Here is a 23,468-nt window from a genome sequence, read left to right on the forward strand (position 1 = left end):
TTAAACAGTAATTTCCCCATCAATATTATGGCGATACTCAATAGTCATGATGCCTTCATTGCCAAACTCATCAACAATTTCAACATGGCTTGCTAAGGATGTGTTTGATTGAGCACGGCATTCAGCACCGAGATAGAGAGGAATGTGATCCACTAAATTGATTTGATGGCAAACAAGGGTGATACTATTTTGATTATTATTTGAAAAGCGGGCAAGTTTAGGCATATCGTTGCTAAATTGTGGCCACACAGAAAACGTATTTTTTTTATTAAATTCACCATTTCTCATGCTTGTAAAATAGAGTGGAGGCTTTTTCTTGTGGGTTAGCTCTGTCCAACCTTCGTTAATTGCGTGAAAATAGCCGACTCTATCTCGAGTCTCAATAAACCAACTCGTTAAGTATGCACCGAGCGCCTGATCATCGGTGGCATAATTCATTGCATGGGGCATGGTCGTACTATAAAACCAATCTTTATAAGGAGCACTATAAGGCAATGTAGGCGAGACCCTTTTTTCGATAATGTTATATTTGTTGGCTGTAATAATAGATATTTTTTTATAGCGAATAATGGCTGCATAATTCCGATAAGAGCTGGAGTGCCGATTGCTACCATTGCGGAATAATGCATCGGTCATGATATATTTCCAACCTTTATCAATCACCATAACATTTCTATTATCTGTATAATCGATAGGGGATATCCTGCTTACTGAAATTCGGCTAGGTGATTTAAAGACAGAGCCTGAATTTAAAGTAGGCGTTCCATTCATTGAGGTGTCAAAATTGCCTATACCAGGAATATTAATTCCTACTGCGATTTCTAAGGCGGGGTTAACAATGTCGGATGAAATAAACTTGGATATTTGAAATGTCGAGCGGGTTATCGTTCGTAGGGTTGGTGGCTCCCGCCTTGATAGAGTTGTGTCATACTTAACTGCTTTACAAAATGGCCCTTTTTCATTCGAAATTTGCCAATTGTGATTTAAGGGTTTACCATCAAAAAATGAACACAGATAAGTGGCATCTTGCACTTCTCGTTCATTATTAAAATAAGGCTCTCCATCTTCACTAATAGCATCAACAGTAATCAATATTTCGATTTGATTTTTTTTATTTGCATAAATAAAGCCACTGGAAAACGAAGGCATATTTTGAAATTGGATCTTTAGAGTATATAACAGTCCAAACGTCTTCTTGTTTCTATTATCATTCATAGCATCCCCTTTATGTGATGTTTTTTTCAATCTAATATAAATTGGGATGTTAAATAATTATCTTTTTTATTAGCTATGGTGATTTAAATGATATTTTCTAGAGGTATTACTGAGATTAATATAATAATTTTTAATGTTATAGAAAAAGATCAAATAACGAAATGAAAGCTGTATTTTCTTGCTTGGCTAAAAAAGGAAGCTAAGTAACCCCCAACAAGCTAACTGCCGTTGGGGGATATAGCGTTAAGCGACTTGTACAGGAACTGCTTTGGCAACACGGCTCATAATATTGTCACCGTCAAAGTAAGCGACTTTGGGTTTATGGTGACGAGCATCTTCATCTTTGATATCAACGTATGAGCAGATAATCAATCTATCGCCAACAGCAGCACGACGTGCAGCGGCACCATTGACTGAAATAATTTTAGAACCTCTTTCACCTGCAATTGCATAAGTAGAAAAACGTTCTCCATTATCGACGTTGTAAATATCAATGGCTTCGTATTCGAGGATCCCTGCGGCATCCATAAAATCCTGATCAATAGCACAAGAGCCTTCGTAATGAAGGTCGGCTTGTGTGACCTTGACCCGATGTAATTTACCTTGTAACATTTTTCTAAACATAATTATTGTCTACCATTTTTAATCGTCATGCTGTGTTTGCTTGTTTTTTTAAGCTGAAACTGTGGGTAGGTCAACCTGTAAATTATCAATCAAACGGGTTTGCCCTAACCAAGCTGCCATTAAGATGACTGCTTTTTGACTTATATTGCTCAATGGAGCAAGGGTTTCGGCATCACGAATAAATAGCTCATCAGGGGTAAAACCTGCTTGGCGAAGCGAATCATCAATTTCTTGGATAATTGCTTCAACGTTGTCAGGGGCTGCAATTAGCTTCTCTGCCGCCTGTTGCATAATGCTATATAGTTGTGGTGCTAGTTTGAGTTCACTTGCTGATAGATTGTTATTTCTTGAACTCAATGCAAGCCCATTTTTCGCTCTGACGGTAGGCACAGAGACAATTTGTATATCAAAAGAAAGGTCACTCACCATTTTGCGAATTAGCTGTAATTGCTGGAAATCTTTTTCACCAAAAAACGCTAAATCAGGTTGGACTAAATTAAACAGTTTGGTAACGACTGTTGATACACCGCGAAAATGCCCAGGGCGACTCGCACCTTCAAGTATTGATGACAATTCAGGCACTTCAACAAAAGTTTGTTGCGCCATTCCTTCAGGGTAAACATCTTTCACAGAAGGGGCAAAAACGAGATTGATATCGCGACGTTTCAGCTTTTCACAATCCTCTTGCAAGGTTCGAGGGTAATTGGCTAAATCGGATTGGCGATCAAACTGCATAGGGTTAACGAAAATGCTGACAATCACAATATCAGCTTGTTGTTTCGCTTCATCAATTAAAGCTAAATGTCCATCATGCAGGTTGCCCATGGTTGGTACAAGAGCGATACGTTTACCTTCTAGCTTCCAGCGGCGGATCTCACGGCGAAGAATGGGAGATGTTTCGACGATAAGCATAGGTGAATTCCTTATTATTGAGCCGTAATAAAATTATTCAAAAGAATGATCTTCACTAGGGTAGATCCCTGCTTCAACTTCTTGAATATACAGTTTAACTGCATCTTGAATATTGCCTGCTTGAGCAAGGAAGTTCTTGGCAAACTTAGGAGGGCGGGCCGTAATGCCTAATGCATCATGCATGACAAGAATTTGCCCATCAGTACCATTGCCTGCACCGATACCAATAACCGGAAGGAGTAGTTCTTCTGTAATATTATTGGCTAGTGAGGTAGGAACACACTCAAGAACCAAAAGCTGTATTCCCGCATTTTCTAGCGCAATGGCATCTTTCATGAGTTGGTTGGCGGTAACCTCATCGCGACCTTGTACTTTATAGCCACCAAGAACGTTGACGGCTTGTGGCGTTAGCCCTAAATGCCCACATACGGGAACGGAACGTTCACACAGCATTTTGACGGTATCGCATAGCCAGCAACCCCCTTCAAGTTTTACCATGTTTGCACCAGCCTGCATCAGAATAGCGGCATTAGCACAAGCTTGTTCAGGGGTGGCATAACTCATAAAAGGCATGTCTGCGATAATGAATGCGTCTGGTGCACCTTTGCGTACACAGCGAGTGTGATAAGCGATTTGCTCTACGGTAACAGGGAGGGTGCTAGATTCGCCTTGTATGGTCATACCAAGGGAGTCACCGACGAGCATGACTTGGATACCTTGCTCTGCAAATAGCTGAGCGAAGCTGGCATCGTAAGCCGTCATGGTAGCAAATTTGTGTTTGTCTTTTTTAAACTGACCCAGAGTAGCCAGAGAAATTGGTTTCATTATAATAACCTCCGGAAAAGATCCCACTGACGACCCCTCCTGTTTAGGAGGTTCACTGTTTAGGTTGTAATATCCCAAAGGGTGAGGCCATTACGTGGGACGAGTGTGAGCCTTTCTGATAGCGGTTCGCCATCAGGAAAAATCAGATCAGGGGCAATGTCATTGAGCGGGTATAACATAAATTCCCGCTCTTTTAGCCCATAATGAGGTACGGTCAATCGTGGGGTATTAATAATATGATTGCCGAAAAGCATAATGTCGAGATCGAGCGTTCTAGGGCCCCAACGCTCAGCTTTGCGAACTCGACCAAGCTCCAGCTCAATGCGTTGTGTATGATCAAGCAACGCTTCTGGCTCAAGCTCAGTTTCAAGTGCAACCGCCATATTAAGAAAATCGTTTTGATCTTGTGGCCCCAGCGGTTTACTACGATAGATCGAAGAGGTGTTGACTATACGGCTGTTTGGGAGCGCATTTAACGCATCAATAGCCTGTTGAGCCTGTTTCAATGGCTCGCCAAGGTTACTGCCAATAACAATATAGACCAACTCCATTCTATGACCCCTGATTTTTATTTGGTTTATGGGCGCTTGATGATGACTTGCGTGGGCGATGGCGTTTACGCACTGGCGCACTACCTAGCTCAGCTATCATCTCACGCTGCTTAGTATTATTGGAACGCTGATATTCATCCCACCAGACAGCAAGCTCTTGAAGCTCATTTCTCCGTTCAACATTGGCCCTTAATTCTAATAAATCAAATGCAGCACGGAACTTTGGATGCTCCATTAATTTATTCGCTCGGCGCCCTTGGCGGCGAGGAAGGCGTAATTGCAATTGCCAAATATCACGCATGGTGGTGGTGATACGTTTAGGTATCGCAATCGAACGGCACTGCTCATCAAGTATGTCATTCATCGCCAGTGCGAAAGCATCATAGTAGGCAAGCCCACCTTCTTGAGACAGCTTTTCTGCATGTTCCGTAACGGGATACCATAACATGACTGCAAATAAAAATGCAGGATTAACCCGTTTATCATTTTTGAGCCTAAAGTCAGTATTTTTGAGTACCTGATCAATGATTTTTTCCATTGGCGAATCATTGTTATTGGTAAAGCGACTACTGATAACCGGAAACAGTTGCTCAAATAAGTGGTACTCTTTTAGCATGTTATAGGTTGCATAACCTTGACCCGCTTGTAGTAGTTTCAGTGACTCTTCAAATAACCTTGCTGAAGGAATTTCGCGCAATAGCGGTGCCAGACGTTGGATTGGTTGCGCCGTATTTGGCTCAATACGCATATCCAATTTACAGGCGAAACGCACCGCACGTAGCATGCGAACAGGATCTTCGCGATAACGAGTCTCTGGGTCACCAATAAGGCGAATAATCCCCGCTTTAAGATCGTTTAAGCCGCCCACATAGTCACGAACAGAGAAGTCATCAATGTTGTAGTAAAGGCTATTGACGGTAAAGTCACGGCGGATTGCGTCTTCTTCGATAGAGCCGAAAATATTATCCCGTAGCAACATGCCATTTTTGGCTTGCTGGGAGCGGTTTTTATCTTCCGACTCAATTTGGTCATGGTGACCGCGGAAAGTGGCAACTTCAATGACCTCTGGCCCGAACATAATGTGGGCGAGACGGAATCGACGACCGACTAGCCGGCAGTTACGAAATAGTTTGCGGATCTGCTCAGGCGTTGCATTAGTTGTAATATCAAAATCTTTGGGTTTTTTACCAAGGAGTAAGTCACGTACACCACCGCCAACGAGGTAGGCCTCATAGCCATTTTTATTTAAGCGATAAAGTACCTTCAGCGCATTATCACTAATATCACTACGTGAAATAGTATGCTCTGAACGAGGAATTACAGTGATATTTTCATCTGTTTCAGTCGTCATTGTCTCTGATTTCTCTGCCTGAATACCGGCACGTTTGGACTGACGAACCGTGGTTTTTGTTTGTTTAGCGTTCTGTTCTACGGACTGAGCTGTCGCAGTGTCAGAATAAGTGACTGGCCTTTCACCGGCTGCCTGTGCGTCACGCGTGTCCTTGTCATTTCGCGATAAAATATTACGGCAGAAATTTGCTACTCGGTTAAAAATAGTACACCTCGATATCATTACGAATATTCATTAAACAAAATAAGCGGCTAATCATAGCTTACTGGCCTTTCTTTGAGAATGCTTAAACGCATAAAAGTCATATTCAGTCATAAGCATTGTCAATAATATCATGAGATGGGATCGCCGCTAGCTGCCATTTATCCGTTGCGGTTTTTAAAATCTCATCGGTACTCAAATCACGCCAGTGCTGGATTGGCGGTTGATTCAGTAATGTTAGTGCATGGCATATTACTGGGCGAGGATCCGTCATCGGCAGTGCTGTGGCATGATTTTGCTTTGATAGCTTATTATTATCATGATTTAGGATCAGCGGTAAATGGGCATAATCAGGAACAGGCAATGAAAGGTGGTGATATAACGAAATTTGCTGTGAGGTGGTAGGGATTAGGTCTGCGCCTCTCATCACTTCAGTGACATTTTGATAATGATCATCAACAACAGCGACTAAATTATAAGCAAACAAACCATCTTTACGATGAATAATAATATCTTCTTCAGCGACATTGGCTGGTGTCACAATTTCGCCTCTGAGCCTATCTGTAAATTGATAAACGGGGTGAGTTTGTTTTAATCGAATAGCCGCTTGATGGTCTGGAAGATGGAGGTTGCGACAATGACCATCGTAATGCCCTTGCAATGCTTTGATACGTTGCCGTGAGCAAGTGCAGTAGTAACTTTTGCCTTGTTGGCGAAGGTCATCTAATGCAGCACGGTAGGCATCATGACGTTTTGATTGGTACAGTACCTGATCATCCCAATATAAGCCGTAATGCGCTAACGTTTTTAGAATATTATCAGCCGCGCCGGGAACTTCCCTTGGGGGATCAATATCATCAATACGCACCAGCCATTTACCTTTTTGCGAGCGTGCTTGCAAATAGCTACCTAGGGCGGTGACGAGTGAACCAAAGTGAAGGTTACCTGATGGAGATGGTGCAAAGCGACCAATATAGGGTGAAGTGGAGGTGCTCATTACTAGATTTCCTTATAACGGCGCAAGGTTAGTGCGCCGTTAAGGACTCCATAATCAGTGATTAGCCAGCCATTTGCTTTTCGCGAATTTCTGCTAATGTTTTACAGTCGATACACAAATCAGCGGTAGGGCGGGCTTCCAAACGACGGATGCCGATTTCCACACCACAAGATTCGCAGAAGCCAAAATCGTCTTCTTCGACTTTCTTCAGTGTTTTCTCGATTTTCTTAATCAACTTACGTTCACGGTCCCGGTTGCGTAATTCAAGGCTGAATTCCTCTTCCTGGGCTGCCCGATCAACAGGATCTGGAAAGTTAGCTGCCTCATCTTGCATATGAGTAACTGTCCGGTCTACTTCATCCCTGAGTTGATTGCGCCATGCTTCGAGAATGAGCTTAAAATGCGCCAACTGGGCTTCGTTCATGTACTCTTCGCCAGCTTTTTCATGATAGGGTTCAACCCCAGCAATGGCGAGAATGCTTAAGGACGATGTCTTACGTTTTTGCCCTTCTTGCATAATGCTTCTCCTACACACGCAAATTTCACAAAACCCCAAAGGGGGGAAAAATTAAGGTCGCTATAAATAGCAGAAGAGTGCCCTCTTGGCAATCGTTCATGCAATGAGTTTTGTAATGCTGTGAAGGCGCGCGTGTTTATTCCTTTTTAAGCCTCCAGAACCCATGCGTCTTCGCTTTGAGCAGCGAATAAACTATCATTATTTGATAGGTGTAAACTTAATTTTTTTACCCAATAGCATTTTTTGCGTATTGATATCTACTTGATAACACAGTACTTCAACACCATTTTCGATAGCTTCCTTCAAAAGTGTGGCATATTGCTTATCAATATGGGCTGCTGCCGAGACCTCGTAGATCCCCGTATGCAAAACTGCAAACAACAGTATGGCTTTTTTTCCTTCTTTAGCAATTGTTGTTAGCTCTCGTAAATGCTTTTGTCCGCGTTCAGTCACAGCATCGGGAAAATAGCCATGGTTATTTTCCAATAACGTGACAGATTTTACTTCGATAAAACAATCGGGTAGCCCATCTCCAGATAAAAAGAAATCAATCCGGCTATTTTCAGAACCGTATTTCATCTCAGGCTTTATTACACTATATTCGGATAATTCTGGAATGGTTTTTTGCGCCAACGCCTCGGCAATGATCTGATTAGCTCGTAATGTATTGATACAAATTAGATGATTTTGTGACGTTTGTGTCACTTCCCAACTGTGTGGGTACTTGCGTTTTGAGTTATTCGATGTTGAATACCAAATTTTATCTCCGGGCGTTGCACAGCCAGTCATCGCCCCCGTATTGGCACAGTGGATAGTCATGACTTCACCGTCAGGTGTAACGACATCCGCTAAAAAGCGCTTGTAGCGTTTGATCAGTGTGGCTGGTTGTAACGGGGGAATAAACTCCATATTGTCTCCGCAATCAGTATTCAGGAAATAAGCAGCAATGCTACAATCTTTGCCTGAAAATGTTAAATACCATTGGAGTTATCAGCCGCGTGTTACCGATTTATGACGTTAGTGATTCCTTACTTACGGCCTTACAGCAATCTCCGCAAGTGTTATTACATGCCCCTACAGGGGCGGGTAAATCAACCGTTTTACCTCGGCTAATATTAGAAAGTGGGGTGATTGACGGACGTATTATCATGTTGGAGCCGAGACGAATTGCGGCTCGTAGCGTCGCTAAACGGTTAGCCGAGCAGTTAGGCGAAGATATCGGTAACACGGTAGGGTTGCGCATGCGCTCTGAAAGCCGAGTTAGTGTAAACACACGTATCGAAGTGGTGACTGAAGGGGTTTTGACTCGCATGTTGCAAGATGATCCGATGTTAGAAGGGGTCGGTTTAGTCATTCTTGATGAGTTTCATGAACGCAGTTTACAAGCGGATTTAGGCTTGGCGCTACTGCTTGATACTCAGCAGGCACTGCGTGATGATTTAAAAATCTTGTTGATGTCGGCCACATTGGATGATCAAGGGCTGGTGGCTCTATTCCCTGATGCCCCCGTGATCGTATCCGAAGGGCGTGCCTATCCTGTCGAAAGGCATTTTTACCCCATCAATGCGAATAAATTATTCCACAAAGAGGTGGCAAATGCGGTTTGGCGATTACTTCAACAAGAAAGTGGCTCGCTATTGCTTTTTCTACCCGGTGCGGGGGAAATCGAGCGAACACGCTCAGAGCTAGCTTCTATGGTTAGTGAGGACATACTTTTATGCCCAATGTATGGGGCACTATCAATAAAAGAGCAGCAGCAAGCCATTCAGCCTGCCCCTGAAGGCAAACGTAAAGTCGTTTTAGCGACCAATATTGCAGAAACTAGCTTAACGATTGAAGGCATTCGCTTAGTTGTTGACAGCGGTTTTGAACGAGTAGGCTTATTTAATCCTCGCACTGGACTAACAAAACTGGTTAAACAGCGTATTAGCCAAGCGTCCATGCAGCAGCGGGCTGGGCGAGCAGGACGGTTAGAAGCCGGTATTTGTTGGCATTTATTCAGTCAAGAGCAAGCGGAAAGAGCTGCACAATTTAGTGAAGCTGAAATATTACACAGTGATTTAAGTTCGTTATGGTTATCCCTGTTGCAGTGGGGATGCCAAGCGGTGGAGCAGCTTCAATGGTTAAACCTGCCACCACAACCCGCAATAGCCGCAGCGAAAGAGTTGCTGAGTCGACTTGGGGCGATTGATCAACACGGCAAGCTAACTCCGCTTGGAAGAGGAGTCGCAGAACTCGGAAGTTCAGTGCGCACTGCCGCCGTGTTGTACAAGGCCTTGCAAAGTCAAAATAATGAAGTGATTAAATTAGCGGCGTTATTAGTGGCAATATTAGAAGAGCCTCCACGACAAGCTCACAGTGATATTTATTATTATTTGGATAAGCCTACAGAGAGTTGGTGCAAACGTGCCACTTTATTATGTGGTTATCCGGTCACAGCAGCAGTTGGCAGAAACGTCTCGCTAATAAGTGAGTGGTTACCTACTTTATTAGCGAGCGGTTTTCCAGACCGTATTGCGAAAAGTCGAGATCATCAAGGCCGCTATCAGTTAGCAAATGGATTAGGGGCATCGTTAGATGAAAATGACGCGTTGTTAGGAAATGAGTGGCTAATCGCTCCAACACTTTGGCAACCTGAAACCTCAGCAAATGCCAAAATAAGTCTAGCAACCCCTATTGAGATCGCTAGCTTGCAGGCGGCTTGTCCTGATTTGTTATATCAGCAGGAAACCGTCGAGTGGGATGAACAAAAAGGCACTTTAATTGCTTGGCGACGGTTGCAATGTGGGCAATTGGTTGTTCGCTCTGAAAGATTAACCCATCCTGATAGACAACAAATTAAACAGGCATTGTTACATTGGCTAAGGCAAAATGGATTAGAAAGTTTAAATTGGAGCCCGTTTGCACAGCAGTTTCGGATCCGTTGCCAATTGGCTCAACGTTGGTTTGCTGATACCACTTTACCAGATGTGGCTGATGAGGCTTTGTTGGCTTCCTTAGAAGCTTGGCTTGCGCCTTACTTAGATGGAATAACTCACCGTAAGCAACTTCAAGAAATCAATGTCGGGGAGCTGCTGATGCATCGTTTAGATTGGGAGCAACAAAAATGGTTAAAAGAGGCTTTACCGACGGACTATTTAGCGGGTTCGGGGAGTCGTGTAAGCATTCACTACTCTTTAGATAAGCCCCCGATGATAGAGATCCGCATGCAGGAGATGTATGGGCAGACATCGAACCCAACGGTTGCTCATGGCAAAGTCGTTGTGGCGGTTGCTTTGTTATCACCTGCGATGCGCCCATTACAGATCACCCAAGACTTAGGGGCTTTTTGGCAGGGCAGCTATCGAGAAATACAAAAAGAGATGAAAGGTCGCTACCCAAAACATTTATGGCCAGATGATCCTGCTAATACGCAACCTACCAATAAAACTAAAAAAGCGATGAATACCGAGGGGCGTTAAATAGAAGCGAATGAAAAAACAGGCGAGATATACACGAAACACGCCGTGAAAAAGCATCATCAGTCAATTTGAGCCTTCTAATTTTTTGTTGGTATGGATAAGGTGCGCTAGCAACTCAATCCAGATATGGGTCGTGATAGAAGGTCTAACTGAGAGCGTTTTTATCTTGCGTTGTTGTGCTATGTCTCAGACATGGCATGAGTTTCACTGTCTGTCAGTAAATCGATGTAAATATCTGCATAACGTAACAGAAAAAAGTTATAGCTAGCTTCAGGCATTTTTTATCCACTCATTGCGCGACAAAATTGATATGGATCCTACACGCTCTATTTGATATGGAATAATAGAGTAAACTTTAAAAATTACTTTAAATATTAATTGGTTAATTGAGTGTTACGTGTATGCGTGTTTTTAGTTGGAAAGTAAAGTATCACGGATAAAAATATTCTATTTTATTAATTGCTTATAGGGTTTATTTTGTTTTTTTGCCGTGTTGGTATGTCATTGGCAGTTTTTGAGATAAAATTTAGCGATGCAAATGATGTGCAGACAAAGATAAGTGCGTAACAAGGCTATTTTATGCTCTAATAGATGTCCGTGGTGATGGAGTGATATTATTTGCTGCGTAAGGTAATGAAATGTAATTAAGAGCTTTCTTCTGTGAACGCTTTGACATTTTAAGTCAGAATCAAGGATAGTACGTTAAGAATGTAGGTGATATGGAGCGACCATGTCCGGTAAAGATTTTGAACCTATTGGTAGACGTAAAAATACGTCGACGAAAAAAAAGCAGTCTCATTCACGCCGCCGCCGTGATGACTATGATTATGATGAAAAATTATTTGATGACGATGATATTGATGAGCAAGACCTCGATGATGAAGAGGACGAGCTAATGGCGAAGAACAAAAATAACAAAGGTAACAAAAATCGTAAGCCAAAAAGCCGATGGCGCTGGTTTTGGTTATTGGTCAAAATTTTTATTGTCTTTGCTGTATTGCTTGGAGCCTATGCTTTTTATTTAAACCAGCAAATCAAAGAACGCCTTGATGGCAAGGTTTGGGATTTACCTGCGGCAGTGTATGGCCGGATGGTTAACCTTGAACCGGGAATGGATTATAGCCAAGCTGAAATGATCCGCTTACTGGAAGGTATGCAATACCGTAAAGTGACGAAAATTACTAGCTCAGGTGAGTTTTCCGTTAAAGGCAACACGATTGAAATATTACGGCGTCCATTTAATTTCCCTGATCAGAAAGAAGGGAAAATATTGGCGCGCATGGTGTTTGACCAAGGGATCTTAACTAAAATTGAAAATATGGAAAATGGCCGTTCATTTGGCTTCTTCCGGTTAGACCCTAAACTGATCACCATGATGCAGTCGGCGAATAATGAACAGCGCTTAGTTTTACCGTTGTCAGACTTCCCTGAATCGCTAGTGAAAATTTTGATAGAGACCGAAGACCGTAACTTCTATGAACATGATGGGGTGAGTCTTTACTCTATTGGTCGAGCGGTTGTCGCTAACTTATCGGCGGGCAAATCTGTGCAAGGGGGAAGTACCCTGACGCAACAGTTAGTTAAAAACTTATTTTTAACGAATGAGAAGACATTCAGGCGCAAAGCGAATGAAGCCATTATGGCGCTCTTGCTAGATTACAACTATAGCAAAGACCGTATCCTTGAATTGTACCTCAATGAAGTGTTCTTAGGGCAAAACGGGAACGATGAAATTCGTGGCTTCCCATTAGCGAGCCTCTATTATTTTGGTCGCCCTATTAATGAATTAAGCCTAGACCAACAAGCGTTATTAGTTGGAATGGTTCAAGGTGCCACAAAGAATAACCCGTGGACGCAGCCAGAAAATGCGATTAAACGTCGTAACATCGTGTTGAAAATACTAGAAACACGCAATGTTATCGATAATGAAATGTATCAAGTGCTTAGCGCGCGTCCTTTAGGAGTAAAACCAAGAGAAGGGCTTGTCGCCTCTCAGCCTGCTTTTATGCAGATGGTTCGTCAGGAATTAAATGAAAAACTGGGCGATAAAGTTAAAGAGCTTTCTGGCGCAAAAATCTTTACGACTCTTGACCCCGTAGCACAAACTGCGGCTGAAAATGCGGTGGAATCAGGTGTGGCTCAGCTACGAGCAGATCGCAAACTGAATGATATTGAAGGGGCGATGGTCGTGGTTGACCGCATTAACGGTGAAGTTAGAGCGATGGTGGGTGGCTCACAGCCACAATATTCCGGTTTCAACCGTGCGCTCAATGCGCGTCGTAATATTGGTTCATTGGCGAAGCCACCGGTTTATTTAGCGGCATTGAATGAGCCTGATCGTTTCCGCCTGAATACATGGCTAAAAGATGAACCATTATCCGTTAAGGTGGGGAATCAAGTCTGGAGGCCAAGAAACTATAGCCGCAATTTTACAGGGGGAATGATGTTGGTTGATGCATTAGCGAAATCACAGAATATCCCAACGGTAAACTTAGGGCTAGAAGTTGGGCTGGATCAGATAGTTAATATCTTTGTGCGCCTAGGTGCGCCAGCGAGTGCGATGGAAAAAGTTCCCGCAATGCTACTTGGTGCGGTTAACTTAACACCGGCTGAAGTGGCGCAAATCTACCAAACCATTGGTGGTAATGGTAACCGCGCTAAACTTTCTGCATTACGCTCTGTTATTGATGGCGATGGTACTGAAATTTATCAAAGCTATCCATCCGCTGAGCGTGCAATACCGTCACAAGCGGCTTATTTAACGCTCTATGGTATGCAGCAAGTGGTGCAACAAGGTACTGGGCGAGTACTGCTGAAGAAATATGGCAAATATAATTTAGCGGGTAAAACGGGAACAACCAATGACTTGCGTGATAGCTGGTATGCAGGTATTGATGGTAAAGAAATCGCCATTGTCTGGATTGGTCGTGATAATAATGGGCCAACACAGTTAACGGGCTCTACCGGTGCATTGCGTGTGTATCAGCGTTATTTGGATAATCAAACACCATTGGCGTTGATTAATCGTCAGCCTGAAGGGATTGTGGATATGAAAGTGATGCCTGATGGTCAATTTAACTGTTCAGACTTTGGTGGCGGACGCGTATTGCCGATTTGGACTGAGGCGCCAGACGCATTATGCCAATCATCCGCACAGCAAGAGCCAGTTTGGGATTTAAATAACAACGCTCAACCGGCCCAAGAAGACGCACCAGATTGGGTGAAGGAAATGTTCGGTAATAATTAATTAGTACCGTAAAATGAAAATGCCCCGTGAGTATCAACTCGCGGGGCATTTTTTATAGGCGGAGCTTATACGATCAACACTTGAAATAACAACAGACTGTTTGCATCGCTATAAATATTTTCACCACTTATCCAAGTGGGATATGCCGTTTTAATTCCCCACTTTTTATTGTTTCAGCACTTGTTCCCAATGCTTTGACGGGTTCAACTTGTGAAATTGTAAGTTGTGCTCTAATCGCTTTAACATTAATGAGGAAACGCTAGTCGCGACAAAATGAGGGAGTAAAGGCGTAAATAAGGAGGCGAAGATATCGCCTCCGAGTGAAAGAAAGGTTAAGCAGTTTTCATTTTTGCAAATGCAACTTCTGCTGCTTCGATGGTTTTCTCAATATCTTCATCGCTGTGAGCAATAGACATAAAACCCGCTTCGAATGCGGAAGGCGCTAAATAAATACCTTGCTCTAACATAAGGTGAAAGAAGGTTTTAAAACGCTCAACATCACACTTCATGACGTCTTGGTAGCAAGTCACACTTTTTGCGTCAGTGAAGAAAATACCAAACATGCCGCCGACATGGTTGATCACCATTGGAATGCCTTGCTCCTGTGATACGCGTTTTAAACCGCGGGCTAATTTTTCAGTTAGCTCGGTCAGTCTCGCGTGAACACCTGGCTGTGCAACCTCATTAAGACAAGCAAGGCCTGCTGCCATTGCAACTGGGTTACCGGATAGCGTTCCTGCTTGGTATACAGGCCCAATCGGCGCAAGTTTCTCCATGACTTCGAAACGACCGCCAAATGCGCCAACCGGCATACCACCACCAATGATTTTACCTAGGCAGGTTAAATCAGGTTGTACACCATAGTAATCTTGCGCGCCGCCGAGTGCCACACGGAAACCCGTCATGACTTCATCAATGATCAATAGGGCATTAAATTCATCACACAGTGCACGTAGGCCGGGTAAAAACTCATCGGTTGGTGGAACACAGTTCATGTTACCCGCAACAGGCTCAACAATGACGCACGCAATATCTTGTGGATAATTTTCAAAAGCCTGACGAACCGATGCTAGATCGTTATAAGTGCAGGTGAGTGTATGTTTAACGAAATCTTCAGGTACACCCGGAGAGTTAGGCTCTCCCATTGTCAATGCCCCTGAGCCTGCTTTGACTAATAAACAGTCAGCATGGCCGTGGTAGCAACCTTCAAATTTAATAATTTTGTCGCGACCTGTGTAACCACGTGCTAAGCGGATCGCACTCATGGTTGCCTCAGTACCTGAGTTCACCATACGGATCATATCGATAGAAGGTACTAATTCACAAACCAGTTTTGCCATTTCCACTTCTGCGGCAGTTGGCGCACCGAAACTTAAGCCTTTATTGACAGCTTTGATTACGGCATCACGGACGGCGGGGTGGTTATGACCAAGCACCATTGGCCCCCAAGAGCCTACATAGTCAACATAAGCTTTACCATCAACATCAAAAATATAAGCGCCATCAGCACGTTCAATAAATAAAGGCGTACCACCAACACCATTAAATGCTCGTACTGGTGAGTTGACGCCTCCGGGGATTAGCTGTTGCGCTTCATTATATAAGTTTAAAGATTGGCTCATGCAAGGCTCCTGAATAGGGACAAATAAATCGACTAAATACCGTTGAAACGAGACTTATCATACTTCAAGTTACTTAGATAGGGTGGCTCAAGCCATAAGGTAGCGCTGAGTGAGGCCACTTTTGGTTGGTCATCTACATGCAACTTGAATTATTTAATAGGCCTATTCTAAAGCACGGAACCAATTAAACCAAATGCATTGATTGGTATGCACAATGTGTTGAATTACGACACAGGACTTGAATCAATGACTAAGCTGGCGGATAATTAGTAAATTGATCTGAGTAAGCTATCTGCTTACGCTGAATTACCGGTTGACCGGCTTGGAGTAAAAAATGAGTGATGATGCAGCTCTGCCATTGCAGTTTACTGATGCGGCAGCAATTAAAGTAAAAGACTTAGTTTCTGAAGAAGACAACCCAAACCTGCGTCTACGTGTTTACATTACCGGTGGTGGTTGTAGCGGCTTTCAGTATGGCTTTACCTTTGATGACCAAATTAATGATGGCGACATGACCATTGAAAAACAAGGCGTTGCCTTGGTGGTTGACCCAATGAGCCTACAATATTTGGTTGGCGGAAGTGTTGATTATACTGAAGGGTTAGAAGGTTCACGTTTTATTGTGACCAATCCAAATGCGAAATCCACCTGTGGTTGTGGTTCTTCATTTAGCATTTAAGTCTTATCGTTGAGAGGGGCGTTCCCCCTCTCATTCATCGCTATTCTGAGTGTAATTGTTCACACAATGACTGGGCCGCCAGCACTACGCGAGGGCCAGCACGATGAAACCAATCTTCATTTAAACGAATAATCGGGATAGAAAGTTGCGTTTGCCAAAATTGGCGAACGGCAGTTTCTTGAGTCTCGGTTCCTGTCATTACAATCATCTCGGGCTGCCTAGCAATAACCTGTTCACGGCTGACTTGAGGCCAAGGCACAGCACTGTTTGCGAAAATATTTTCCCCACCACACATTGAAACAATGTCATTTTGAATAGTGTTACTGCCTGTACTAAATAGGGGTTGAGTGCCTAGTTGAATAAAGACCCGTTTTTTGGGGCGCTCTTGCTGAGCGTAACGTTGTTTTAGCTGGTTAAGTTGCTCACGCATCGATAAAACGGACTGCTGGGCAATTTGGGGCTGCGGGCTGTATTTAGCCAGTTGTTCGATAGCAGAAATAACCCCTTCAACGCTTTGTGGATCGAAATAGATAATAGGGATCCCCAAAGCAGCAAGTTGGTCGAGTGGGCGCTGAGGGTTACCACCTCGCCAAGCTAAAATAAGATCGGGTTTTAGTGCCACAATCCGTTCGACATTAAGGCCTTGCCAATCGGAAACCTGCTCTAATTGTTTCGCTTCGGCAGGATAATCGGAGTATGCACTGACAGCAATCAGGCTTTCGCCTAATCCAGCCGCATAAGCCAACTCAGTATTCGCTGGAGAAAGGCTGATCACGCGGTGTTTCGTGTCTGCAACAACCGATGTATTAAAAAATAGCAATAGTAGTAAGGCGAGTGTGGTTTGAAGTGTGCTTGGGTGCCATTTCATGCAGTCATTGCCTCTAACTAAAAGAATAAATAAAAAGCATAGCGTTTTATTGACTATGCTTTTTATTTTAAACGAAAGTTATGCGAGTTCAGCTAAAATTGCCGCTATCATCAGTGATGATTGGCGCGCTGCAACAGGTAAAAACTCATCAAAACTGGTGTGTGATTCTTTATCTGCTACATCGGAAATAGCGCGTACGACAACAAAAGGTACAGCGAATTGATGGCAAACTTGGCCGATGGCGGTAGCTTCCATCTCAACAGCAGCGACTTGAGGGAAGGTTTTTTTAATTCGAGCCAAAGGCTCTGCGCCATTGATGAAAGCATCACCACTGCACACAAGACCACGAACCGCATTCATATCCAACTGTTGAATACATTTTTCGGCGAGCGCGATCAATTTAGGGTCAGCTATAAATGCGGGAGGGCATTGCGCCATTTGGCCTGGTTCATAACCAAAAGCAGTTACGTCCGCATCGTGATAACGTACCTCAGTTGAAACAACGATATCGCCAACATTTAAGTTAGGATCTAAACCACCCGCTGAGCCAGTATTAATTACTATATCGGGTTGGCAATGTTCAAGTAGCAACGTGGTGCCGATTGCCGCCGCCACTTTACCAATACCTGATTTTAGCAGCGCAACGTCGACGCCATTAATTTTCCCTGTGTAAATTTCACAGCCAGCACGGCTGAGAGTTTGGCAGCCTTCAATTTGTTCACGCAGGATGGCAACTTCCTGCTCCATTGCACCTATGATACCGACTTTCATTATGTCATACTCACTGTTGATTAATTAGACACTTAAGGTAGAGATGACTAAAGTGTAACATTGAAAGGTATTATTTCTCTGCCTTTTATTTTTGTCTCGTGTATAAAGGATGAGGAGTTGGTGTGAGCGAAATTAATTTTCTAACAAAATTAAATTATCAACGAAACTATAATAGCGCGAAAAGTCCTCGAGTCTCTGCTCACAATGAAGATGCTGTTAATCGCCAATTTGAAAGTGATAGAGGCCGAATTATCAATTCAGCGGCAATCCGTCGGTTGCAGCAAAAAACACAAGTATTTCCATTAGAACAAAATGCCGCAGTGCGCAGCCGATTGACCCATTCCTTAGAAGTACAACAAGTCGGGCGTTACATTAGCAAAACGGTTCTTCACGAATTAAAAAAGAAAAAGTTACTGGAAAAATATGGGCTACATGAGCGTTGTGATGCGTTTGAAAGCCTAGTCGAAATGTCTTGTTTGATGCACGACATCGGTAACCCTCCTTTTGGGCATTTTGGTGAAGCCGCAATTCAGAGTTGGTTTCGCCAACTGCTAGCCCCTCAATACCAATACACACCCGATTATCCTGATCCTTGTAAAATCGCCGCCATGCGTTTAACTGGGGATGAACGTCTTGATCTCTTCCGTCGTCAACTTAAACAGGATCTATGCTCTTTTGAAGGTAATGCGCAAGGGATACGCATGGTACATCGCCTATTGAAGCTAAACCTCACTTATGCACAAGTCGGCTCTATCTTGAAATATACGCGTGGAGCATATGATCTTGAGCCTATTCCTGAAGAATTTGATTATTTGATGAAAAAGCCGGGCTACTATTGGTCTGAACTCGGTTTCGTGAATGAACTATGTAAAAAATTAGAGATGGGTGAACATTGTCGTTTCCCACTTTCTTATATTATGGAGGCGGCTGATGATATCTCTTATTGTATTGCTGATTTAGATGATGCCGCTGAGAAAGGAATTTTTACCGTTGAACAATTGATCAACTATTTGCGGAACGAATGGGGGGTAGTCGAAAAAGGCGACTTATTTGATGAAACCATTATGAGCGCTTTTAATAATATCAGTGATAACCATACAAGACGAATTCAACAAGACCAATTTTTTATGTATTTACGAGTGAATATTACCAGTAAATTGGCTCGTTACAGTGCTCAGCGTTTTATTCAGAATCTCCCCGAAATCTATGCAGGGCGCTTCAATAGCGCATTGTTGGAAGATAAAAGCCCTGAGCATCGTTTACTTAAAGTTTTGAAAACGGTTGCATTTAAGCATGTCTTTAGCCATCACGAAGTAGAAGAGCTGGAGTTGCAAGGTTATCGCATCATTGGGGGGCTGTTAGATTTTTATCGCCCATTATTGATGTTAGAAAGGGAAGACTTTATTTCGCTAGTTGAAAATAACTATCACAAACAATTTTTTATCGAAACACGGTTATTCCATAAACTCTCTAATAAGCACCGTTTGTCATACAGTGAAGCAATTGAAGGCATATGTGCAACAAATGAAATAGAGAAATCTATTCTTGAGTTTTATTATCGGGCACGATTGATTCAGGATTATATCAGCGGCATGACGGATCATTATGCCTATGAAGAATATCGTAAATGTATGGTGTCAAACTGATTGTTTATTCGGCAGTAAGGTGATGAAGGCGTCAATTATTTTGAATAAGAGCCGTTCAAACAAACAAAAATAATAAAAAAATATACGTTAAGTGAAAAAGTGATAACTCATCTTGGCAAAAAAACTGCTATTATAGGCGCGCTTTTACTGAGCATATATTCTGCTGACTAGGTGATATGCACTAGTAGACGCTATAGTTACGCGTAGGTAGAGCTTAAAGTCAGTGTGTTGTCGCGTATCTTATGCCAGTGAGAGAGCATCTCTTTAACCAAAGAGAATATAAAATTATTTTCTGAAACTTAACACCTCGTAGTGACAAATTATGGCCCAATTTTACTCGCCAAACCGCCGTACCACCCAACGCCGTCAAATAACGGTGACAATCGATAGTCTAGATGCAGCAGGTCAAGGAGTTGCACGCTCTAATGGTAAAGCGATTTTCGTAGAAGGGCTTCTACCCGGTGAACAAGCGCTAATTGAATTGGTTGAAGAGAAAAGCCGCTTTGCGAAAGCAAAAGTGGTTAAACGTTTAAGTACCAGCCCACAACGGGTTAAGCCACAGTGCCGTTATTTTAATCAGTGTGGTGGCTGCCAGCAGCAGCACATTGATATTTCTCTACAAAGAGAAAGTAAAGCCAATGCATTACAGCATCTAATCGCCCGAGAAACTGGGGTTCAAAAAGAAGCCAAGCCCATTATTTTTGGTGAAGCTTATGGTTACCGCCGTAGAGCGCGTCTTGGATTACAGTATCAAAATAAAAGCAAACACCTGTTAATGGGGTTTCGCCAAACTCAATCGAATACCTTGGTCGATATCAAGCAGTGCCCTGTGCTGCATCACGACCTTGAACGATTGATCCAACCACTATCTGACTGCTTAAATCAGCTAAAAGCTGCACCAAAACTCGGCCATGTGGAGTTGATCCGAGCAGATAATAGCCTCATTGTCTTACTGCGCCACCTTGTACCATTGGCTCCCTCCGATCAGCAGCTGCTTAAAAGCTTTGAACAGCAACATGAGGTCTGTGTTTGGTTAGCAGGGGATGAACATAGCTTACATCCGTTAAGCGCTTCTACCGTGATACCCGAATATCAGGTTGCTGGGGAAATGTTACAGTTCAGCCCATTAAACTTTATTCAAGTCAATAGTGACATTAATCAGAAAATGGTTGCTCAAGCACTTGAATGGTTGGATCTGCACCCACATGATCGAGTTTTAGATTTGTTTTGTGGCATGGGGAATTTTACATTGCCTATCGCGAGGCGAGTCAAAGCCGTGGTTGGTGTTGAAGGTGTCGAAAATTTAGTCAAACAAGCGAGAAATAACGCGCAGCGCAATTCAATTGGTAACGCGACCTTCTATAATGAAAACTTAGAGGCGCAAATCCATACTCAGCCATGGGCAGCTGAAGGGTTTAATAAGGTATTGTTAGATCCTGCTCGAGCGGGCGCCGCTGGCGTAATGGAACATTTAGTTAAACTGATGCCCGAAAAAATTGTCTATGTTTCTTGTAACCCGACCACCTTGGCACGGGATAGCAAAATTTTGCTTCAAGCGGGATATCAGTTAGTACAACTGCGGATGTTGGATATGTTTCCGCATACCAGTCATCTGGAATCAATGGCGCTATTTATCAATAGCCCAGAGGGTTAACAGGTAGGGAGAATATATGGTTGCTGTAAGAAGTGCACATCTTACCCCAGCAGGTGAGTTTGCCCCAGAAAAATGGGTAAGCGGGCTGGGCCTAAATAATCCACAATCAGAACAAAAACTTATCCATACCTGGCAGTATTGTCATGAAAAATTAGCAGGGCAAGAAACGGCACCCCTACTGCTATGGCGTGGGATCGAGATGACCGAAATACTCTCGACGCTGAGCATGGATATCGGTAGCTTACAAGCCGCACTGCTATTTCCGTTAGTTGAAGAGAAACAGCTCGATGAACAAGCGGTAATTGATGATTTCGGTCAATCAATTTATGAGCTGGTAAAAGGTGTCCTTGAAATGGATGCCATCCGCCAATTAAAGGCGACACAGTCGGGGGAAACTAGCTCCGTTCAAGTGGATAATATTCGTCGTATGTTACTGTCGATGGTTGAAGATTTCCGCTGTGTTGTTATCAAGCTAGCCGAACGCATTGCGCATCTACGCGAAGTGAAAGATGCGACAGAAGATGAGCGCGTATTAGCCGCTAAAGAGTGTTCCAATATCTATGCGCCATTGGCCAACCGCTTGGGTATCGGTCAACTCAAATGGGAATTGGAAGATTTTTGTTTCCGTTATTTGCACCCAGAAGAATACAAGAAAATTGCGAGCTTATTGCATGAGCGCCGTATTGATCGCGAAGAGTATATCGATAACTTTGTGACCACATTGCGCAAAAAAATGCTGAAAGAGAATATTCAAGCTGAAATTTATGGGCGTCCCAAGCATATTTACAGCATTTGGCGCAAAATGAAGAAAAAATCGCTAGCATTCGATGAGTTATTCGATGTCAGAGCGGTACGTATTGTCGTTGAACGTCTACAAGACTGCTATGCAGCGCTGGGGATAGTACATACCCATTTCCGTCATTTGCCGGATGAATTTGATGATTATGTCGCCAACCCTAAACCCAATGGCTACCAATCTATCCATACCGTAGTACTTGGGCCAAATGGTAAAACCCTCGAAATACAGATCCGCACCCGCCAAATGCATGAAGATGCAGAGTTGGGGGTTGCTGCACACTGGAAATATAAAGAGGGAGCAACAGGGGTTGGTAAAGGAAGCAGCTACGAAAACCGTATTGCATGGTTGCGTAAATTGATAGCATGGCAAGAAGAGATGGCTGATTCAGGTGAAATGCTTGATGAAGTGCGTAGCCAAGTTTTTGATGACCGCGTATATGTATTTACACCTAAAGGGGATGTTGTTGATTTACCTGCGGGGTCAACGCCACTCGACTTTGCTTATCATATCCACAGTGATGTTGGGCACCGTTGTATTGGCGCTAAAATTGGTGGTCGTATTGTACCGTTTAGCTATCAGTTACAGATGGGTGACCAAATTGAAATTATTACCCAAAAACACCCAAATCCAAGCCGTGACTGGCTCAACCCTAATTTAGGCTATGTGACAACCAGCCGGGGGCGCGCTAAGATCCATAACTGGTTCCGTAAGCAGGATAGGGATAAAAACGTGCTGGCGGGGCGTCAAATTCTTGATAACGAATTAGCGCACCTTGATATAGGTATCAAAGAGGCGGAAAAATTATTGATAGCACGCTATAACGTCCATTCTCTTGATGAGGTCTTGGCCGGAATTGGCGGTGGTGATATTCGTATCAATCAATTAGTCAACTTCTTACAAAGTAAATTCAAGAAAACGTCAGCGGAAGAAGCCGATCGCGAAGCGATGAAGACGCTGGAAAGTAAAACTGCGGCGCCACGACCAGCTTCCCAAACGAATAGCAGTGGTCGCGTAGTTGTCGAAGGTGTGGGTAACCTAATGCACCATATCGCACGCTGCTGCCAGCCCATTCCTGGCGATGACATTGTTGGATTTATCACGAAAGGGAGAGGTATTTCTATCCATAGTGTTGATTGTGAACAGCTTGCTGAGTTACAGAGTCATGCACCAGAACGTTTAGTTGACGCGGTCTGGGGAGAAAACTACTCCAGTGGTTATTCGCTAGTGGTGCGTGTTGTTGCTAACGATAGAAGTGGGCTGTTACGTGATATCACAACCATCTTAGCTAACGAAAAAGTTAACGTACTTGGCGTTAGCAGCCGTAGTGATGTTAAACAGCAGTTAGCGACCATCGATATGACGATTGAAATTTATAACCTACAGGTATTGGCTCGAGTATTGGCCAAACTGAATCAATTGCCAGATGTGATCGAAGCGAAACGCCATTCTAAATAATCGTAACATCGTTATGCAGTAATAAACGATCCCATGTTATCCTTGCGAAACATGGGATTTTTATGGTTTAAAA

At 43.3% G+C, this 23,468-nt stretch carries 18 protein-coding genes and 1 pseudogene; 6 read left to right on the plus strand and 13 right to left on the minus strand.

The genetic code is table 11. The features are described from left to right. From PR833_RS04490 to sfsA, 9 genes are all read right to left on the minus strand, one after another. Positions 1-1,215: a hypothetical protein gene (locus PR833_RS04490; protein WP_272525915.1), complete on the minus strand. Its 1,215-nt coding sequence runs from the start codon at positions 1,213-1,215 to the stop codon at positions 1-3. Positions 1,216-1,458: 243 nt separating this feature from the next. Beyond that, positions 1,459-1,839, minus strand: a complete 381-nt coding sequence (gene panD / locus PR833_RS04495) for an aspartate 1-decarboxylase (protein WP_004922542.1) — start codon at positions 1,837-1,839, stop codon at positions 1,459-1,461. A 48-nt stretch (positions 1,840-1,887) separates the two neighbouring features. Further along, positions 1,888-2,751, minus strand: a complete 864-nt coding sequence (gene panC / locus PR833_RS04500; protein ID WP_060560830.1) for a pantoate--beta-alanine ligase — start codon at positions 2,749-2,751, stop codon at positions 1,888-1,890. Positions 2,752-2,784: 33 nt separating this feature from the next. Further along, positions 2,785-3,576 carry a 3-methyl-2-oxobutanoate hydroxymethyltransferase gene (panB, locus tag PR833_RS04505; protein ID WP_014656572.1) on the minus strand — a complete coding sequence of 264 codons (792 nt, stop codon included), beginning with the start codon at positions 3,574-3,576 and terminating at the stop codon, positions 2,785-2,787. 59 nt (positions 3,577-3,635) lie between these two features. Further along, on the minus strand, positions 3,636-4,127 hold the full coding sequence (folK, locus tag PR833_RS04510) for a 2-amino-4-hydroxy-6-hydroxymethyldihydropteridine diphosphokinase (RefSeq protein WP_004922531.1): 492 nt from the start codon (positions 4,125-4,127) through the stop codon (positions 3,636-3,638). Position 4,128: 1 nt separating this feature from the next. Next, positions 4,129-5,700: a polynucleotide adenylyltransferase PcnB gene (pcnB, locus tag PR833_RS04515; protein WP_004922527.1), complete on the minus strand. Its 1,572-nt coding sequence runs from the start codon at positions 5,698-5,700 to the stop codon at positions 4,129-4,131. A gap of 85 nt (positions 5,701-5,785) precedes the next feature. Continuing rightward, on the minus strand, positions 5,786-6,676 hold the full coding sequence (gene gluQRS, locus PR833_RS04520; protein WP_004922525.1) for a tRNA glutamyl-Q(34) synthetase GluQRS: 891 nt from the start codon (positions 6,674-6,676) through the stop codon (positions 5,786-5,788). A 61-nt stretch (positions 6,677-6,737) separates the two neighbouring features. Then, complete coding sequence (gene dksA, locus PR833_RS04525) at positions 6,738-7,193, minus strand: RNA polymerase-binding protein DksA (RefSeq protein ID WP_004922522.1); 456 nt, start codon at positions 7,191-7,193, stop codon at positions 6,738-6,740. 198 nt (positions 7,194-7,391) lie between these two features. Beyond that, positions 7,392-8,102 (minus strand): DNA/RNA nuclease SfsA, encoded by a 711-nt coding sequence (gene sfsA, locus PR833_RS04530; protein ID WP_004922520.1) that lies wholly within the window; start codon positions 8,100-8,102, stop codon positions 7,392-7,394. A gap of 59 nt (positions 8,103-8,161) precedes the next feature. Between sfsA and hrpB the strand changes: the two genes are divergently transcribed. Together hrpB and mrcB are read left to right on the plus strand one after the other, a co-directional pair. Continuing rightward, a complete protein-coding gene (hrpB, locus tag PR833_RS04535) occupies positions 8,162-10,654 on the plus strand; it encodes an ATP-dependent helicase HrpB (RefSeq protein ID WP_272525916.1) in 2,493 nt (830 codons plus the stop codon). A gap of 730 nt (positions 10,655-11,384) precedes the next feature. Continuing rightward, positions 11,385-13,901 (plus strand): bifunctional glycosyl transferase/transpeptidase, encoded by a 2,517-nt coding sequence (gene mrcB / locus PR833_RS04540; RefSeq protein ID WP_036941313.1) that lies wholly within the window; start codon positions 11,385-11,387, stop codon positions 13,899-13,901. A 130-nt stretch (positions 13,902-14,031) separates the two neighbouring features. Here mrcB and PR833_RS04545 read toward each other — a convergent pair. Together PR833_RS04545 and hemL are read right to left on the minus strand one after the other, a co-directional pair. Further along, positions 14,032-14,154: pseudogene (locus PR833_RS04545) on the minus strand (NadS family protein); the annotation flags it as partial. Between the two features lie 79 nt (positions 14,155-14,233). Further along, the gene (hemL, locus tag PR833_RS04550) at positions 14,234-15,523 is read right to left on the minus strand and encodes a glutamate-1-semialdehyde 2,1-aminomutase (protein ID WP_004922511.1); all 1,290 of its coding nucleotides are present in this window, start codon (positions 15,521-15,523) and stop codon (positions 14,234-14,236) included. A gap of 334 nt (positions 15,524-15,857) precedes the next feature. Here hemL and erpA point away from each other — a divergent pair, with 334 nt between their 5' ends. Continuing rightward, positions 15,858-16,202, plus strand: coding sequence for an iron-sulfur cluster insertion protein ErpA (gene erpA, locus PR833_RS04555; protein WP_004922507.1), 345 nt, complete (start codon positions 15,858-15,860; stop codon positions 16,200-16,202). 40 nt (positions 16,203-16,242) lie between these two features. On the opposite strand, the gene btuF is transcribed toward erpA, so the two are convergent. Both btuF and mtnN read right to left on the minus strand, forming a co-directional pair. Beyond that, entirely contained in the window at positions 16,243-17,070 is an 828-nt protein-coding gene (gene btuF / locus PR833_RS04560) for a vitamin B12 ABC transporter substrate-binding protein BtuF (RefSeq protein ID WP_004922504.1), read from the minus strand. A gap of 78 nt (positions 17,071-17,148) precedes the next feature. Beyond that, positions 17,149-17,841: a 5'-methylthioadenosine/S-adenosylhomocysteine nucleosidase gene (gene mtnN, locus PR833_RS04565; RefSeq protein WP_102780731.1), complete on the minus strand. Its 693-nt coding sequence runs from the start codon at positions 17,839-17,841 to the stop codon at positions 17,149-17,151. A 122-nt stretch (positions 17,842-17,963) separates the two neighbouring features. Between mtnN and dgt the strand changes: the two genes are divergently transcribed. From dgt to relA, 3 genes are all read left to right on the plus strand, one after another. Beyond that, on the plus strand, positions 17,964-19,487 hold the full coding sequence (gene dgt / locus PR833_RS04570) for a dGTPase (RefSeq protein ID WP_040132328.1): 1,524 nt from the start codon (positions 17,964-17,966) through the stop codon (positions 19,485-19,487). Positions 19,488-19,809: 322 nt separating this feature from the next. Next, the gene (gene rlmD, locus PR833_RS04575) at positions 19,810-21,141 is read left to right on the plus strand and encodes a 23S rRNA (uracil(1939)-C(5))-methyltransferase RlmD (protein ID WP_141173140.1); all 1,332 of its coding nucleotides are present in this window, start codon (positions 19,810-19,812) and stop codon (positions 21,139-21,141) included. Between the two features lie 16 nt (positions 21,142-21,157). Further along, on the plus strand, positions 21,158-23,395 hold the full coding sequence (gene relA, locus PR833_RS04580; protein ID WP_004922493.1) for a GTP diphosphokinase: 2,238 nt from the start codon (positions 21,158-21,160) through the stop codon (positions 23,393-23,395). Positions 23,396-23,468: the final 73 nt, after the last annotated feature.

The sequence above is a fragment of the Providencia sp. PROV189 genome (genome assembly GCF_028480065.1).
Classification (GTDB): Bacteria; Pseudomonadota; Gammaproteobacteria; order Enterobacterales; family Enterobacteriaceae; genus Providencia; species Providencia stuartii.